Origin of the sequence: Ahrensia sp. R2A130, from assembly GCF_000179775.1 — a bacterium.
Lineage (GTDB): Bacteria > Pseudomonadota > Alphaproteobacteria > Rhizobiales > Rhizobiaceae > Pseudahrensia.
This window is the reverse complement of sequence record NZ_AEEB01000022.1, coordinates 462,256-477,712: the sequence shown is the minus strand read 5'-3', so window position 1 is coordinate 477,712 and position 15,457 is coordinate 462,256. Positions and strand designations below refer to the sequence as shown.

General features: G+C 58.8%; 14 protein-coding genes. 1 reads left to right on the top strand and 13 read right to left on the bottom strand.

Features of this window, described 5'->3' with window-relative positions; translation table 11 throughout:
- Positions 1 to 118: 118 nt before the first annotated feature.
- From R2A130_RS15495 to R2A130_RS15480, 4 genes are all read right to left on the bottom strand, one after another.
- Complete coding sequence (locus tag R2A130_RS15495) at positions 119 to 1,327, bottom strand: ammonium transporter (protein WP_009758771.1); 1,209 nt, start codon at positions 1,325 to 1,327, stop codon at positions 119 to 121.
- Positions 1,328 to 1,549: 222 nt separating this feature from the next.
- Positions 1,550 to 2,896: an ammonium transporter gene (locus R2A130_RS15490; RefSeq protein ID WP_009758770.1), complete on the bottom strand. Its 1,347-nt coding sequence runs from the start codon at positions 2,894 to 2,896 to the stop codon at positions 1,550 to 1,552.
- A 25-nt stretch (positions 2,897 to 2,921) separates the two neighbouring features.
- Entirely contained in the window at positions 2,922 to 3,260 is a 339-nt protein-coding gene (locus R2A130_RS15485; protein ID WP_009758769.1) for a P-II family nitrogen regulator, read from the bottom strand.
- Positions 3,261 to 3,466: 206 nt separating this feature from the next.
- On the bottom strand, positions 3,467 to 4,399 hold the full coding sequence (locus R2A130_RS15480; RefSeq protein WP_009758768.1) for an acyl-CoA thioesterase II: 933 nt from the start codon (positions 4,397 to 4,399) through the stop codon (positions 3,467 to 3,469).
- A 120-nt stretch (positions 4,400 to 4,519) separates the two neighbouring features.
- Here R2A130_RS15480 and R2A130_RS15475 point away from each other — a divergent pair, with 120 nt between their 5' ends.
- Positions 4,520 to 5,770: a ubiquinone biosynthesis hydroxylase gene (locus R2A130_RS15475; protein WP_009758767.1), complete on the top strand. Its 1,251-nt coding sequence runs from the start codon at positions 4,520 to 4,522 to the stop codon at positions 5,768 to 5,770.
- Between the two features lie 13 nt (positions 5,771 to 5,783).
- On the opposite strand, the gene R2A130_RS15470 is transcribed toward R2A130_RS15475, so the two are convergent.
- The 9 genes from R2A130_RS15470 to R2A130_RS15430 all read right to left on the bottom strand — a co-directional run bounded on the left by R2A130_RS15470 (position 5,784) and on the right by R2A130_RS15430 (position 15,454).
- On the bottom strand, positions 5,784 to 6,533 hold the full coding sequence (locus R2A130_RS15470) for a carbonic anhydrase (protein WP_009758766.1): 750 nt from the start codon (positions 6,531 to 6,533) through the stop codon (positions 5,784 to 5,786).
- 85 nt (positions 6,534 to 6,618) lie between these two features.
- Positions 6,619 to 6,807: a Trm112 family protein gene (locus R2A130_RS15465; RefSeq protein WP_040306302.1), complete on the bottom strand. Its 189-nt coding sequence runs from the start codon at positions 6,805 to 6,807 to the stop codon at positions 6,619 to 6,621.
- Between the two features lie 73 nt (positions 6,808 to 6,880).
- A complete protein-coding gene (locus tag R2A130_RS15460; protein WP_009758764.1) occupies positions 6,881 to 7,561 on the bottom strand; it encodes an LON peptidase substrate-binding domain-containing protein in 681 nt (226 codons plus the stop codon).
- A gap of 69 nt (positions 7,562 to 7,630) precedes the next feature.
- Positions 7,631 to 9,358: an FAD-dependent oxidoreductase gene (locus R2A130_RS15455; protein ID WP_009758763.1), complete on the bottom strand. Its 1,728-nt coding sequence runs from the start codon at positions 9,356 to 9,358 to the stop codon at positions 7,631 to 7,633.
- An 18-nt stretch (positions 9,359 to 9,376) separates the two neighbouring features.
- Positions 9,377 to 10,006: a hypothetical protein gene (locus R2A130_RS15450; RefSeq protein WP_009758762.1), complete on the bottom strand. Its 630-nt coding sequence runs from the start codon at positions 10,004 to 10,006 to the stop codon at positions 9,377 to 9,379.
- 18 nt (positions 10,007 to 10,024) lie between these two features.
- Positions 10,025 to 12,229 (bottom strand): xanthine dehydrogenase family protein molybdopterin-binding subunit, encoded by a 2,205-nt coding sequence (locus tag R2A130_RS15445; protein WP_009758761.1) that lies wholly within the window; start codon positions 12,227 to 12,229, stop codon positions 10,025 to 10,027.
- Between the two features lie 3 nt (positions 12,230 to 12,232).
- A complete protein-coding gene (locus R2A130_RS15440) occupies positions 12,233 to 12,760 on the bottom strand; it encodes a (2Fe-2S)-binding protein (protein WP_009758760.1) in 528 nt (175 codons plus the stop codon).
- A gap of 79 nt (positions 12,761 to 12,839) precedes the next feature.
- A complete protein-coding gene (locus R2A130_RS15435; RefSeq protein ID WP_009758759.1) occupies positions 12,840 to 14,459 on the bottom strand; it encodes an ABC transporter ATP-binding protein in 1,620 nt (539 codons plus the stop codon).
- 5 nt (positions 14,460 to 14,464) lie between these two features.
- Positions 14,465 to 15,454: an ABC transporter permease gene (locus tag R2A130_RS15430; protein ID WP_009758758.1), complete on the bottom strand. Its 990-nt coding sequence runs from the start codon at positions 15,452 to 15,454 to the stop codon at positions 14,465 to 14,467.
- Positions 15,455 to 15,457: the final 3 nt, after the last annotated feature.

The following is a 15,457-nucleotide window of genomic DNA, read 5'->3' as shown; positions in this document are numbered from 1 at the left end:
GGGCAGGGTTAAAGGCGCATTAACCATGGGCCGTTCGTCGTGAAGCTGCACAAAAAGAAAGGCCGCCCTTCCCGTAAGGAATGAGCGGCCTGACCTGGTGCTCTATATGGATTGCGATTTAGCGCATCATATCGCTTTCGGGGTTGGCTCCGATCTTATGAATGGTGAGGTCAGCGCCCAGCCGTTGCTCTTCATCGGTAAGGCGTAGGCCCATGATCGCGCGCAAAACGCCATAGACGATAGCGCCTGCGATGGTGGCGTAGATGATACCGGCGAGTGAGCCGATAAGCTGGCTCATGAACGATACGCCGCCCATGCCGCCCATGGCTTCGACACCGAAAATACCGGCAGCGAGACCGCCCCAAAGGCCGCAAAGACCGTGGAGAGGCCAAACGCCCAGCACATCATCGAGCTTCAGCTTGTTCTGGCACCAGTCGAAACCATAAACGAAGATCACGCCAGCCAGACCGCCGGTCACCAGCGACCCGATGGGATGCATGACGTTGGAACCGGCGCATACAGCGACAAGACCGGCAAGCGCGCCGTTGTGGACAAAGCCCGGGTCGTTCTTACCAACGATCAACGCCATTACGATGCCGCCGACCATGGCCATGAGCGAGTTGATGGCGACGAGACCGGACACGGCCTCCAGCGATACGGCGGTCATGACATTGAAGCCGAACCAGCCAACGCAAAGCATCCACGAGCCCATGGCGAGCCACGGGATTGACGATGGGGGAATGCCGCGCGTCTTTCCGTCAGCGCTGTAGCGGTTGTAGCGCGGGCCGAGCAGCATAACCGCTGCAAAGGCCATCCAGCCACCGACTGCGTGGACCACGATAGAGCCTGCAAAATCGTTGAACGGCGCGCCGAAGGTTGTTTCCAACCAGCTGTTGAAACCGAAATTGCCGTTCCACATGATGCCTTCGAAGAAGGGGTAGAACAGGCCGACGATCATCACGGTTGCCACGCATTGCGGCAGGAACTTCATGCGCTCGGCGATGCCGCCTGAGATGATGGCGGGGACGGCTGCAGCGAAGGTGGTGAGGAAGAAGAACTTCACCAGATCGTAGCCCTGCGGCGCAAAGCCCGTGCCTTCGCCACCTGAAAGCGTTGCAGCCGAGACGAGGAAATTCACGCCGTAAGCGACGGAATAACCTATGAAGAAATAGGCGATGGTGGAGAGCGCAAAATCCACGAGGATTTTCACCAGCGCATTCACCTGGTTCTTGTGTTGGACGGTGCCCACCTCGAGAAACGCGAAACCACCGTGCATGGCGAAGACGAGAATCGCCCCGACCAGCACGAAAAAGACGTCACCACCCATATCGAAATTCCCCAGACAATTGATCGCCCGTCGCACCTTTCCGGTGCGTTCAAGCGGTGTGAGGTGCGTTATTCAGCGATGCACCTCCACTGACAAGGGCGCCTTCTCCCTCATGGCTTGTTGCCCAAAGAAAAAGCCACGCTGGCTGCCCATTGGGCAATCAGCGTGGCTTTGAAATCTGCGAAGCTGGCGGAAGAATTCTCCCGCCAGTCCGTTGGTCGGTTAGCCGCGACCGTAGGTGAACTCGGGATAGGCTTCGACGCCGATCTCCGCTTTGTCGAGGCCCATGACCTCTTCTTCTTCACTGACGCGGATGCCGATGGTGGCCTTCAGCGCAAACCACACAATGGCGGAAGCGACGATGGTGAAGGCTGCGTAGGCCGCGATACCGATGATCTGTACGCCGAAGGACGCATCACCATTTGTCAGCGGCACAGCAAGTGTGCCCCAGATGCCTGCGAACAGGTGTACGGGAATCGCACCCACGACATCATCGATTTTCAGCTTGTCGAGCATTGGCACCGCGAAGACCACGATAGCACCACCAACAGCACCGATGAGGATCGCCATCAGGGGCGATGGAGCAAGTGGTTCAGCAGTGATGGCAACGAGACCGGCGAGAGCACCGTTCAATGCAATCGTGACGTCGAGCTTGCCGTAGAAGATCTGCATCAGCACCAGCGTGGCAACGACACCGCCAGCGGCAGCAAGGTTGGTGTTGGCGAAGATGCGCGACACGTCGGAAATATCACCGATGGAACCGGCAGCAAGCTGCGAAGCGCCGTTGAAGCCGAACCAACCGAGCCACAGGATGAACGTACCCAGTGTGGCGAGCGGGATGTTGGAACCAACCATTGGAACGACGCGACCGTCAGCAGTGTATTTGCCTTTGCGGGCACCGAGGATGAGCGCACCGACGAGAGCGGCCCAGCCACCAACGGAGTGAACGAGGGTCGAACCGGCGAAGTCCTGGAAGCCCATGGCATCCAACCAACCAGCGCCCCATTTCCAGGAGCCTGCAATCGGGTAGATGAAGCCGGTGAGGAACACGACGAAGATCAGAAAAGGCCAGATCTTGATGCGCTCGGCAACCGTGCCGGACACGATAGAAGCAGCCGTTGCCACAAACACCATCTGGAAAAACCAGTCGGATGCTGTGGAATAGCCGGTGCCCAGAAGAGCAGCTTTTGCAGCATCATCGCCAGCGCCGACCACGTCCCACGAATAGGGCAGGAAGGAACCGATATAACCGCCATCAACGCCCGTATACATGAGCGAGTAGCCGACGACCCAGTACATCAGGCCAGCAATGGAATAAAGGCCGATGTTCTTCAGGCACTGCATCGACACGTTTTTGGAGCGAACGAGGCCCGCTTCCAGCATGGCAAAACCTGCCGCCATGAACATGACGAGGAAGCCGCCGATGAGGAAGAGGAAGGTGTTGAAGATATAGGCGACTTCGGGCGAAACGCCTGCGGGAGCAGCTGCGTCCTGCGCGAAGGCAGGAAACGCTGTCATCGTCGTCAGAGTGGCAACCACCAGTCCAACAGATTTGAGATCGAGTTTCATAGGAGGAATTCCCGTTGAACTAAGGTTAAAGGGCGTCCGCACCGGCTTCACCGGTACGGATGCGAAGGGCGGATTCAAGATCGAGCACGAAGACTTTGCCATCGCCGATCTGGCCGGTGGAGGCGTTGGTCTGGATGGCTTCGACGACCTGCGCTGCAAGCGCATCGTCGACCGCGATTTCCAGCTTGAGCTTTGGTACGAAATGCACCGCATATTCAGCGCCGCGATAAATCTCGCTTTGCCCTTTCTGGCGGCCGTATCCTTTGACTTCCGTCACGGTCAGACCCTGCACGCCGATGGCGGAGAGGGCATCACGGACTTCGTCGAGCTTGAACGGCTTGATAACTGCCACGACAAATTTCATGTCTTGCGTTCCCGTCTTTGTGGCCACCGATCCTGCGCCGGTGCCTTCATTCGTTTCATGGCGCAAAAACGCCACGGCACGACGAAGTACATTCAAGACTCGTGCCAGTTTGGCAGAGGCTTGGAATCATTGACGAAAAGTTAAGGCAGGCTGAAAGGCGGCAGAATTACGCTCAAATTGTGAGCATTAATAATGTGCCTATGTATTTATGCCTGTTTTTTAGGCATTCCTGATTGCGCTCTGTGGGATGGGTCGCGGGGACGCATCAGTCCCTCCTGCGCGGTGGAGGCCACCAGCGTGCCGTCTATCGAATAAAGTGACCCGCGCGACAGACCACGCCCGCCGTTCGAATTCGGCGTATCCTGTGTGAACAACAGCCACTCGTTCATATCAATTGGGCGATGAAACCACAGGGAATGATCTAGGCTCGCCGTCTGAAGATCGGGATCATAGACCGTGCGCCCGTGCGGAAAGAGCGCGGTATCGAGCAGGGTCATGTCGGACGCGTAGGCGAGTACGGCTGCTTGTACCGCCTGATCTTTCGGAATTGGGCCGGTGGCGCGCACCCAGACATGCTGGTGCGGTGGTTGAGGATCGCGGGACAGATAATGATCCAGCGACGTCCAACGCACCTCGATAGCCCGCTTGCGCTTCCAGTAATTTTTCACGCCATCCGGCGCGTGGTCCATAAATTTCTCTTTCAGTTCAGCTTCGCTGGCTAGTGTGTCCGGGTGGGGCATGTCCGGCATGGGCATCTGGTAGTCGAGACCTTCCTCACGTTTGTGAAAAGAAACCGACGTCGAGAAAATTGCCTTGCCGTGTTGAATGCCGATCACGCGACGGGTCGTGAACGACCCCCCGTCGCGAATGCGGTCGACCTCGTAGATGATGGGCACGGAGGGATCACCGGGCCGCAGGAAATAGCCGTGCAGCGAATGGACGGGGCGGGCGTCATCACCTTCGTTTTCCACCGTCCGTTGCGCTGCCACCAGCGCCTGCCCGATGACCTGACCACCGAAAACGCGCTGCCAACCCGTCGCGGGGCTGCGACCGCGATACAGATTGCGCTCCAGCGGTTCCAGGTCGAGTATGGCGAGGAGCTCTTCTACAGCCGTGAGTTCGGAATTGTTGTCTGACATGTGGTCGCTGCGGGTGGTGTCATCCCGCGCCCTGCACCATATGGAAGGTGAAGTGATGTTACGCCACCGGGCCGCCGCTTGGTAGGCCCATCTGCATGGGCCAAAACAGAAAGTGCGATTATGAGTGATGTTGAGATTCGTGATGTTGTTATCGCCGGTGGCGGCTATGTCGGCCTGTCCACTGCTGTAGCCGTTGCCCACGCTGCGCCGCACCTGAAATTGACGCTGGTGGATGCCGCTCCTGCCGATGCCTTGTCGAAAGACGAACGTGCGTCGGCCATCGCCGCTGCTGCCGGTCGGATGCTGGACCAAATGGGCATCTGGAATGGCCTGCTCGACCACGCGCAACCGATCAATGAAATGATCGTCACCGATAGCCGCACGAATGATCCCGTGCGCCCCGTGTTCCTTACCTTCGGCACCGGTGGCAAAGATGTGGAGGAGGGCGAGCCTTTCGCCCACATGATTCCCAACAAGGCGCTGGTCGGCGCATTGCGTGAACGGGCCGAAACGCTGGGCATCGAAATGCTGCACGGTGAGACGGTGGCTGAGTTCGAAACCGAAGATCCGGCCACGCTGGTGACGCTAGGTTCCGGTCGCACCCTTCGCACCCGCCTTCTGGTGGCCGCTGATGGTGTGCGCTCCGGCCTGCGCCAACAGGCGGGCATTCGCACGGTGAACTGGCAGTATGGCCAGATGGGTATTGTCACAACGGTCACCCACGAAAGGCCTCACAATGGCCGTGCCGAAGAGCATTTTTTGCCCGGTGGCCCTTTTGCAACGCTGCCGTTGAAACCGGATGCCGATAAAGGCAACCGCTCGTCGCTGGTGTGGACGGAGCCGGATGGCAACGCCAAGCGGTTGATGGCGGCAGACGATTTCACCTTCGAGTTGGAGCTGGAAAAACGCTTTGGTCACAAGCTGGGCGAAATTTCATTGGCTGGGCCCCGCAAAGCATTTCCGTTAGGATTAACCCTGGCGCGCGACTTCATCCGCCCTCGCTTTGCGCTGGTTGGAGACGCTGCCCACGGCATCCATCCCATCGCAGGCCAAGGCCTTAATCTCGGCTTCAAAGATGCCGCAGCATTAGCGCAAGTGATCGTCGAAACCGACCGTCTCGGCCTCGACATCGGTTCGGTGACAGCGCTGGAGCGTTACGAGCGCTGGCGCCGGTTCGATACTGTCCAAATGGGCGTCGTCACCGATGTGCTCAACCGGTTGTTCTCCAACGATATCGGCCCGCTTCGCATGTTACGTACCGTTGGTCTCGGCATCGTAGATCGCCTGCCGCAACTCAAGTCCGCGTTCATCGATCAGGCCGCTGGCCGTTCGGACAGTTCGCCTGCTTTGTTGAACGGTGAGGCCATCTGACCGTTAGCGAAATCTACCCAAACGGCTTTTCAAACTCACCTGTTTCGGCGTCCAACGTCCACAACTCGCCGTCTGAAATATCGAACCATGCGCCGTGGAGCGATAGTTGTTCGCGTTCCAACAGAATGGAAACGCACGGAAAAGTCTTCAAGTTTTCGATGGATTGGCGGATGCCTTCTGCCTCCAATTTGAACTGAAGGTCGGATGCGCTTTCGCCTTCCGTGCGGGTGATGCGGGCGGCTGCCGGCTCCAGAAGCGAAATCCATTTGCCGATGAAATCGCCCGGTGACAGAGGTTTGGAAGCTGCTCCTGTCATCTGCTGAACCACAGCGCCGATGCCGCCGCAGCGACCGTGGCCCATGACAACGATATGTTTTACGCGAAGCTCCTGAACGGCATATTCCAGCGCAGCTGATGTGCCGTGAAAGTCGCCGGTGTCGGCGTAGGGTGGTACGATGTTGGCGACGTTTCGCACCACGAACATTTCACCCGGTGCTGCGCCAAAAATCGTTTCCGGTGCAGAACGGCTGTCGCAGCAGGCTACGATCATCGTGTCCGGGCGTTGTCCGGCAGCGGCCAGTTCCTCGTAGCGCTCGCGCTCGCGCGACAGGCGGTTTTTGCGAAAATGCGCGTAGCCCCCCAGCAGCTTGCGTGGAAATTCAGGCTCCACCAATTCCCGGCGTCGTTTTGGAAAGGGCGCTTCCACTTCCACACCGTAACCGCTGGACTGGTTGGCGTAGTTGGTATCGGTTTCGTCAGCCATTTCTCAAGCCCCGGCAGTCATTGTTGGCAGGCGCTATAGCAGAGGGTGATAGTGTGGGCCAATCAACAAAACCGCCGTCCATGCTTTAGTCTTCGATGGCGCGGGCTTCGCTTTCCAACAAAATCGGCACGCCGTCACGCACCGGATAGGCGAGCAGCGAGCGTTTACAGGTGAGTTCCTGTGCGGTTTCATCATAAACCAGCGAGCCATGGCTGCGGGGGCAGACCAGGAGCTCTAGCATCTTCACCGAAAGCGATGGCGCCTCGCCACGCATTGCGTGAGCGGAATGGCCGACGCTTGGAACGGCTTTCTTCTTTTTTGCCACTTCTTTGGGAGAAGCCATGACCCTACTGCAACGTCGAGGATGACGTGCCAGCTTCGCGTGCCAGCATGATTTCGGTGATCGCCACCAGCGTTTCAGAACGTGTTTTCAGGTCCGGTGCCTCAAGCAGCGCCTGCTTTTCGGCGGGGCCGTAGGGGCTCATCATCGACAGTGTGTTGACCAGCGTTTCGGTGTTGGCTTCACGCACGCCATCCCAATCGGCTTCCATATCGTTGGCCTCGAGGAACTGCTTGAAGGTTCGTAACAGGCCATCGCGGTCCACAGCCTTCGCGGCTTCCGGGTCTTCGGAAAGATCATCTGCAAAGCCTGCGACTTTCGCTGTGCGGTAACCGTTGACCAGTTTGGTTTCTTCACGAATACGGAAGCGCGCTACGCCGGACAGGTTGATCATAACCCGCCCGTCACCACTTTCCTGATGTGCTGTGATGCGACCCATGCAGCCCACTTCGCACAGTTGTGGATGGTCTTCGCTCTGTTCACCATCGGCAAGATCGAAGCGCGGCTGCACCATACCGATGATACGGTGCCCGGCAATCGCGTCCTCCAGCATGGAAAGATAACGCGGCTCGAAAATGTTCAGCGGCATGTTACCAGCGGGTAGCAAAAGCGCGCCTGTCAGCGGAAAAAGCGCCAATGATGTCGGTAGGTCCGCAAGGTCCAGATATGTCTGATTTCCAGCTTTCATGGTGCGCGGTCCTCCTTACCGGTGCTCTAGAGGTAAGCGTCCGCAGCGCGGTTCACAACCGGCCCGTTGTCACATCTGCGCGTCGGGTGGCATCATGTCCTCGCGTTCCCGCAGGGCGGCAAGATATTGATGGACGGAAGAGATGCAGACCGACCCTTCGCCAACGCCGGATGCTACTCGTTTGACCGAGCCCGAACGCACATCGCCCACGGCATAAACACCGGAGACAGAGGTGTCGAATGGCGTGTCGGCGTCTTTGCGTGCTTTGGGTCCGGACAGCACAAAGCCCCGCTCGTCCAGTTCCACGCAATCACCCAGCCATCCGGTGTTCGGAACAGCGCCGATCATAACGAAGACGTTGCCCATTTCTTTGATCTCGCTTTCGCCGGTCTTCGAATTCTTCCACGTTACCTGCTCCAACATCCGACCACCGTCCAACGCGGTGATCTCGGTATGGCTGTGCAGCGTAATGCGAGACGATTGATCGATGCGTTGCACCAGATAATCCGACATGGTGTCGGCCAAACCATTGCCGCGCACGAGAACATGAACGTGGCTGGCGAAGCCGGACAGAAACACCGCTGCCTGACCGGCAGAATTTCCGCCGCCGATGACGGCGACTTCAGTGCCGGAGCAAAACTGCGCTTCCAGAGCGGTGGCTGCATAGTGGATGCCCTGACCTTCGAATTTCTCGTAGTTTTCCAAATTCAAGCGCCGGTATGTTGCCCCGCACGCTAGAATGACGGCGCGGGCTTTTACGCCGATGCCGCCTTCGGTTGTGAGGTCGAAGATATTGCCGTTCTGCCCGATTTCGGTTGCACCGCGAGCGATCGCAAATTGCGCGCCGAATTTCTGCCCCTGAATCCATGCACGGCCAGCAAGCGCCTGTCCGGAAATGCCGGTGGGGAAGCCGAGATAGTTTTCGATCTTCGAGCTGGTACCTGCCTGCCCGCCGGGCGCTTCCGCTTCGATGACGATGGTGTCGAGATTTTCCGATGCGCCATAGACGCAGGCCGAAAGGCCTGCTGGCCCAGCGCCCACCACGGCCAGATCGAAAACGTGCTCGCTGTCGATGTCCTCTGTCAGACCCAGATTGTCGGCCAACTCAGCGGTGGTGGGGTTCTTCCACACTTCGCCGTCCGGCGCGCGTACCAGTGCCACGTCTGCAGGTTCGATATTGCACTCGCTCATATAGTGCTTCGTCTCGGCGGCGGATGGCTCCATGACGGAAACGGGGTAGCCGTTGCGCGTGAGAAAACGCTGCATCCGCACCACATCGCGGCCATTGGGATTGCCGATAATCGTAACGCCGGCCTCTTGATGGATAATGAAAGCCGTGCGCCTTAAAATGAATGCGCGCATGATGATCTCGCCGATATCCTGCTCGGTCGAAGACATGCGGCGAAACTGGTCACGGGTCAGACGCAGCAGGCATGAATCTTCGCCTGTCTTGCCATCGACCAAAATTTTGCGCTGGTTGAACAGGTCTAACTCGCCGGTGAACTGGCTCGACCCATGGGTGGTTATTATGTTGTCGCCGCCATCCACATCACCGTCGATAATTTGCACGCTGCCGGACAGAATGACGAAGAAATCGACGCCGCGCTGGCCTCGCTGAAACAACATCGTTCCCGCTGGAGTGTCCTCAACGGTGCCATAGGCCGTGATGCGTTTCAGCTGTTCGTCGGTGAGCTTGGGAAAAGTTTGCGCTTCACGTGCATAAGGATCGGCTGCGCCTGTGGCGGCTTCTCTTGCGCCTTCCGCAGCAGAACCTTGGGTGGTGGTCTGTTCACTCATATTACGTTTTTTCCGTCACTAGCTGGTCGGGCAATGTGCGCCGTTGTCGATCCATAATTTAGTCAGCTGGCCAAATACATCCTGCGTGCCGGGAGCGGGTTCGCGGCCTTCGCCGGGGTTCCAAGCCCAACCGACGAGGCCGTCCTCCGCCATGTGCTCATGGATTTCCGCCATGGTGCGGTCACCATTGCGTTCAGGATCCTTCAACTGCTCGCAGATTGCGCCTTTTGACAGGCCTATCCAGCCCATGGAAAGCGGTGCGACGTGCCATGGATCATGCCCCGGAATGGAGCCTTCGGAGCCGACATAGGACACATTTTCGTTGCCGTGACAGGTGGCGCAGCGCATGGCGGGTGCGCCGAAATCATCGACACCGCGCACTACAGGCGGCTGGTGCATGGCCATATCCATACCCTGTCGTGGACTGGAATCGCGTGGGTGGCAGTTCATGCAACGGGGGTGGGTGACGACTTTGGCCACTTCTTCATATGCGGCCAGCGAGCGCTCACGCTCGTCACCTATGGCTTCGATTTCTGATGCCGGGCGCAGGGTTTCTGCATCCTGTGCGTAGGTGCTGGCGGCACCGAACAGGGTGAGTGCCACAATCGTTGCGACGGCTGATTTGAAGGCTGTTCTGGAAAATATCATTTGGAAAATCCTTGGGCGTCAGACGCTGGGCGTGACGAAGGGCAATTGACGTGTGTTGGTGCCTGTAAGCGCGCGCCATGCGTTGGCGATTGCCGGTGCGATTGGTGGTGTGCCGGGTTCGCCTATACCGGTGGGCGGCTCGGTGGATGGGATGATCGATACCTCTATTTCCGGCATCTCGTTGATGCGCAACATGCGGTAGTCATCAAAGTTGGACTGCTGCACCTCGCCACCTTCGCCAAGCGTGATTGCGTTGAACAACGCTGCGCCCAAACCGTAGCCGATGCCACCTTCGATCTGTGCGCGGATGACGTTGGGGTTGACGGCCACGCCGCAATCGACGGCGCACCATATTTTATGAACCTTCGGCTGTCCGCTATCGTCGGAGACCTCGGCAGCCATAGCGACATAGGTGTTGAAGCTTTCGTGCAGGGCGATGCCTCGCGCTCGACCATTGACCTGTTGTGGTCCTGCCCAGGAAATCATGTCTGCCAAGCGTTTCAACACCCACGCATCGCGCGGTGAATCCGCGATCAACTCCAGGCGCCCTTCAACGACATCTTTGCCGCCGGCCAGCAGTGCTTCATCGAGAAATGTCTCGGTTGCAAAGGCCGTGTGGGTGTGGCCGACCGAACGCCACCACAGGCCGGTGACCGGCGTCTTCATTTCCGCCCAACTCACCCGATGGGCAGGCCATTTGTACGGCATCTTCACCGCGCCTTCGATGGCGGTGGAGTCGATGCCGTCTTTGATCATACCCTCAAAGGCCGAACCGCGGAGGAAAGACTGGTTGGCGATATCGTTGCGCCACGCGACGATTTTGCCGTCGGCGTCCAATCCGGCTTCCAGATGGTGCGCGGTCAACGGGCGGTAGTAACCGCCGCGAATATCATCGCTGCGCGACCACAGCATTTTATAGCTGCCCGCTTTATCTGGCGCGGCTGCGATAGCTGCCAGTTCTGCAGCCATGGGCGAACCCGGCTGGGCGCGACGACCGAACGAACCGCCTGTGAGGGTGGTGTTGAGCGCAACGCGATCTTGCGGAATTTCCAGCGTGCCTGCGATGGTGGCGTGGTCGACGGTCTGCAGTTGCGATCCCATCCAGACCTCTGCCTCGCGGCCCGTTTCTGCCTCGCGGATTTCGATCACACCGTCGATAGGCTCCATCGGTGCGTGGGCGAGGAAAGGGAACGTGTAATCAGCTGACAGGGTCTTTGCCGCACCTGCCATGGCTGCATCGAGATCGCCGGATTGTTCGGCAACCGTGCCGCCTTTTTTGGCGGCTGCTGCCCATTCTTCGTTCATCTGAATCGTGGACCGTGTCTCGGCCTTTGAGAAATCCCAGTTCACGTCCAACGCATCGCGCCCTTTGAAGGCGGCGTAGGTGTTGGCAGCGTAAACCGCGACGCCGGTGGGCAGCTGGTGAACGAATGCCACGCCTTCGACTTCCAACGTTTTCGTGTCATCGAAATTGACGAGGGTCGCGCCGAATTTCGGCGGGTGCTGCACGGCGACCGTCAGCATGTTGTCGCGGTAGATATCGATTGCGAATTCAGCGGAGCCGTCGGTTTTGGCGAGGCTGTCCAGCTTGGGCTGGTCGGTGCCGATGAAGACGAAGTCTTTCGCCTCTTTCAACGGCACATCGATAGGTGTTGCCACCTTGCTGGCGGCATCTGCCAGCGCGCCGAAGCTGGATTGTTTGCCGGATTGTTCGTGGCTGACTACGCCGTTCGCTATCGCGATTTCTCCAGCAGGAACATTCCAGCTTTCAGCAGCAGCGGAGACAAGCATGGCGCGGGCGGCAGCGCCGGCTTTGCGCATTTGCATGTAGGAATTTGCCATGGCGGTGGAGCCGCCGGTGCCCTGCATGCCGAACAGGGTGTTGGCATAAATCTTCGCGTCGGCAGGTGCCGATGTGGCGCGCATTTGCAGCCAGTCGGCATCCAGCTCCTCTGCGACCAATGTGGTGAGGCCGGTATAAGTGCCTTGGCCGAACTCGATATGTTTGATTAGCACCGTGACCGTGTCGTCCAAGGCAATGCGGATGAAGGCGTTCGGTTCGAATGGCGTGACAGGTGCAGCATCTGTTGCCAGCACTGCGGCGGCACCGGATTGGGCGGCAGCGCGGTTGCCGAGCGGCAGGAACAGGCCGAGCGTCAGTCCGCCTGCTGCGGTGAGGAATTGGCGGCGATTTGGTTGCCCCGATTTTACAGAGATGTTCATCGCTTACGCCTCCAGCTTTTTGGCAGCGTCATGGATAGCCTGTCTTATTCGCACATAGGTGGCGCAGCGGCAGACATTGCCTGCCATGGCGTTGTCGATATCTATATCTGTCGGTTTGCGGTTTTCGGTCAGCAGCGCGGTTGCGCTCATCACCTGGCCAGACTGGCAGTAACCGCATTGGGGCACGTCGATGGCGACCCATGCTTCTTGAACGGCTTTTGCTTCGGGGCTATCGATTGCCTCGATCGTAGTGACGATACCGCCATCGGCAGCCGAGATTGGCGTGACACAGGAGCGGATGGTCTGACCATCCATCATCACCGTGCAAGCGCCGCATTGGGCGATGCCGCAGCCGTATTTCGTGCCGGTCAGACGCAGTTCGTCGCGCAAAGCCCATAGGAGAGGCGTGTCGGGGTCGATGGCCAACTCGCGGTCCACGCCGTTGACGCGCACCCGCGTGATGCCGTCATCCAGAGCTTCTTCCAGCTCAGCCCCTGTGGGTCTGGCAGTTGGGGTGGTGACGGTGGCCATGGTTGTCTCTCCGGCTGTAGCGGAAGATCAGGTGGCTGACCTTCAATGGTCAGTAACGCGCGAACGCCGCTTCGAGTTCCTATTGCGATGCGCGTTCGGTTGCGATGTCGTCCAGCCAATTGGGGTCCATCTCAGGCACGGAGTCCAGCAGCAGTTTGGTATAGTCTTTGAAGGGCGGTGCGAGAACATCGTCCTTGAGACCCTGCTCGACGACCCCGCCCTGAAACATGACAACGATTTCGTCGCTGATCGCCTTCACCACCGCGATGTCGTGGGTGATGAAGATATATGTGATGCCGAATTCGCGTTGCAGGCGCAGCAGCAGTTTCAAAATGCCCTCCTGTACGATCTGGTCGAGAGCGGATGTAACCTCGTCGCAGATGATGATGTCGGGTTCGGCTGCCAGCGCGCGGGCGATGCAGATGCGCTGCTTCTGGCCACCGGATAATTCACCGGGAAGGCGGTCTGCGAAGCTGGCGTCGAGTTCGATCATGTCCAGCAGTTCGACCACGCGGGCATCGCGCTGCGCGCCGGTCATGTCGTGGTAAAACGACAGCGGCCGCCCGATGATTTCGCCGACGCTTTGTTTCGGGTTCATGGCCGTGTCTGCCATTTGGTAGATCATCTGGATGCGGCGAAGCTGATCTTTGGAACGGGATTTCAGTTCCGGCGGGAGCGGTTCGCCATCGAAAGTGATGGAGCCTGTCATTGGCGGCAACAGACCGGTGACGACACGGGCGGTGGTGGATTTACCGGAACCGGACTCGCCGACGATGGAGACGGTGCGCCCGCGCGGCACGCGGATGGATACATCGTGCAGCACTTTGATGTTGCCACCATAGGCAGCGTCGACATTGTTGATCGACAACACAATGTCATCGGATGGATTCTGGGGTTTTTCCAGTGCGCGGACGGACCATAGCGACTTGGTGTAGTCCTGCGTTGGAGCCGACAACATGGTGGCGGTGTCGGCATCCTCCACCTCTTCGCCGTAGCGCAGCACTTTGATGCGGTCTGCCATCTGCGCGACCACGGCGAGGTCGTGTGTGATGTAGATGGCGGCTGTGTTGAACTCTTCCACGATGGCGCGCATCGACAGCAGCACGTCCACCTGTGTGGTCACGTCGAGCGCGGTGGTGGGTTCATCGAAGATGATGAGATCGGGGCGCGGCGACATGGCCATGGCCGTCATCACGCGCTGCAACTGGCCGCCTGATACCTGATGCGGGTAGCGCTCGCCGATCGTTTCAGGGTCGGGTAACGAAAGCTGGCGGAACAGGTCCACCGCGTCTTCGCGAGCCTCGGCCTCGCCGCGCACATTGTGGGCGACGGTGGATTCCACCGTTTGGCCGATCAACCTGTGGGCAGGGTTGAACGATGCCGCAGCAGACTGCGCGACATAGGCCATGCGCGAGCCCCACAGCTTGCGCTTTTCCGCCTCCGTCGCGGCCATGATGTCGATGCCATCGAACATGATGGAGCCGGATTTGATTTTGCAACCAGGTTGCGCGTAGCCCATCGCGGCTTTGCCGAGGGTCGATTTGCCCGCGCCGGACTCGCCGATAAGGCCGAGCACTTCGCCACGATGAAGGGCGAGGTCGACACCCTTGATGATCTGGTGCCAGCGGTTGTCGGAAAACCCGTCGATGCGGGTGTCCTTCATTTCAAGCAGGACATCGCCTTTTCTCGCATCACTCATCACGCTTATTCATCTCTCAGGCCAGACGTTTTGTGCAGGAACCAGTCGACCACGAAATTCACCGCCACCGTCAGCAGTGCAACCGCACCGGCGGGCAGCAAGGAGGGTAGGGCGAGCGTCCAGTCATAGGCCACGAACTGAATAAAGCGGGACCCGTCGCGCACCATAGAGCCCCAGTCTGCCGTTGGCGGCTGGATGCCGAGGCCGAGGAAGGAGAGCGCAGCGATGGTCAGGAACACGAAGGAAAAACGCAGACCGAATTCTGCCACCAGCGGCGGCATGATGTTGGGCAGAATTTCCTTTCGCATGATCCAGCCGAGGCCTTCGCCGCGTAATTTCGCGGCCTCCATATAGTCCATCACCACCACATTGACCGCGACGGAGCGGGTGAGACGGAAGACGCGGGTGGAGTCCAGAACCGCAATAATGCCGATGAGAGACGGAATGGATGAGCCGAAGATCGACAGCAGCATCAGCGCGAAGATGAGCGACGGAATGGACATGAGAACGTCCACACCGCGTGAAAGTATCTGGTCCAGCCATGAGCGGTTTATCGCAGCGATCAGACCGAGCGAGCCGCCAATGAGGAAAGACAGCAGGGTCGTCATCAGCGCTATGCCGATTGTGTTCTGCGCGCCGTAGATGAGGCGGGTCAGCACATCACGACCGATCTGATCGGTGCCGAAGAAATGCTCCGATTGTCCGCCTAGCGATGCCCAGGGTAGCTCGGCTTTAGCGAAAATTTCCGCCTCGCCATAGGGCGCGATAAGCTGCGCAAAGATGGCAACGAACGCGTAGAGCGCAATGACGATCAGCCCGAACCATGCGGTCGCCGGAGCTTTGCTCAAGGCAATACGTGAGCGCTCCCACCGGCTGCGACGAACCCGTACCGCACCGGCTTCTGCAGCAGCGGAATAGGCTTCCTGCTTCGCATCGGATGCAGCAAACGCATCGGCAGGCACGTTGGCAGGTTGGGTATCTTTCAAATCATTCATCTT

What these genes read in the sequence shown, in the direction of transcription:
- R2A130_RS15465 (WP_040306302.1), bottom strand. Translation starts at nt 6,807, where the DNA reads ATGCGTGGCGAGGCGCCATCGCTTTCGGTGAAGATGCTAGAGCTCCTG.
- R2A130_RS15470 (WP_009758766.1), bottom strand. Translation starts at nt 6,533, where the DNA reads ATGGCTGACGAAACCGATACCAACTACGCCAACCAGTCCAGCGGTTAC.
- R2A130_RS15485 (WP_009758769.1), bottom strand. Translation starts at nt 3,260, where the DNA reads ATGAAATTTGTCGTGGCAGTTATCAAGCCGTTCAAGCTCGACGAAGTC.
- R2A130_RS15440 (WP_009758760.1), bottom strand. Translation starts at nt 12,760, where the DNA reads ATGGCCACCGTCACCACCCCAACTGCCAGACCCACAGGGGCTGAGCTG.
- R2A130_RS15495 (WP_009758771.1), bottom strand. Translation starts at nt 1,327, where the DNA reads ATGGGTGGTGACGTCTTTTTCGTGCTGGTCGGGGCGATTCTCGTCTTC.
- R2A130_RS15490 (WP_009758770.1), bottom strand. Translation starts at nt 2,896, where the DNA reads ATGAAACTCGATCTCAAATCTGTTGGACTGGTGGTTGCCACTCTGACG.
- R2A130_RS15435 (WP_009758759.1), bottom strand. Translation starts at nt 14,459, where the DNA reads ATGAGTGATGCGAGAAAAGGCGATGTCCTGCTTGAAATGAAGGACACC.
- R2A130_RS15480 (WP_009758768.1), bottom strand. Translation starts at nt 4,399, where the DNA reads ATGTCAGACAACAATTCCGAACTCACGGCTGTAGAAGAGCTCCTCGCC.
- R2A130_RS15445 (WP_009758761.1), bottom strand. Translation starts at nt 12,229, where the DNA reads ATGAACATCTCTGTAAAATCGGGGCAACCAAATCGCCGCCAATTCCTC.
- R2A130_RS15475 (WP_009758767.1), top strand. Translation starts at nt 4,520, where the DNA reads ATGAGTGATGTTGAGATTCGTGATGTTGTTATCGCCGGTGGCGGCTAT.
- R2A130_RS15430 (WP_009758758.1), bottom strand. Translation starts at nt 15,454, where the DNA reads ATGAATGATTTGAAAGATACCCAACCTGCCAACGTGCCTGCCGATGCG.
- R2A130_RS15450 (WP_009758762.1), bottom strand. Translation starts at nt 10,006, where the DNA reads ATGATATTTTCCAGAACAGCCTTCAAATCAGCCGTCGCAACGATTGTG.
- R2A130_RS15460 (WP_009758764.1), bottom strand. Translation starts at nt 7,561, where the DNA reads ATGAAAGCTGGAAATCAGACATATCTGGACCTTGCGGACCTACCGACA.
- R2A130_RS15455 (WP_009758763.1), bottom strand. Translation starts at nt 9,358, where the DNA reads ATGAGTGAACAGACCACCACCCAAGGTTCTGCTGCGGAAGGCGCAAGA.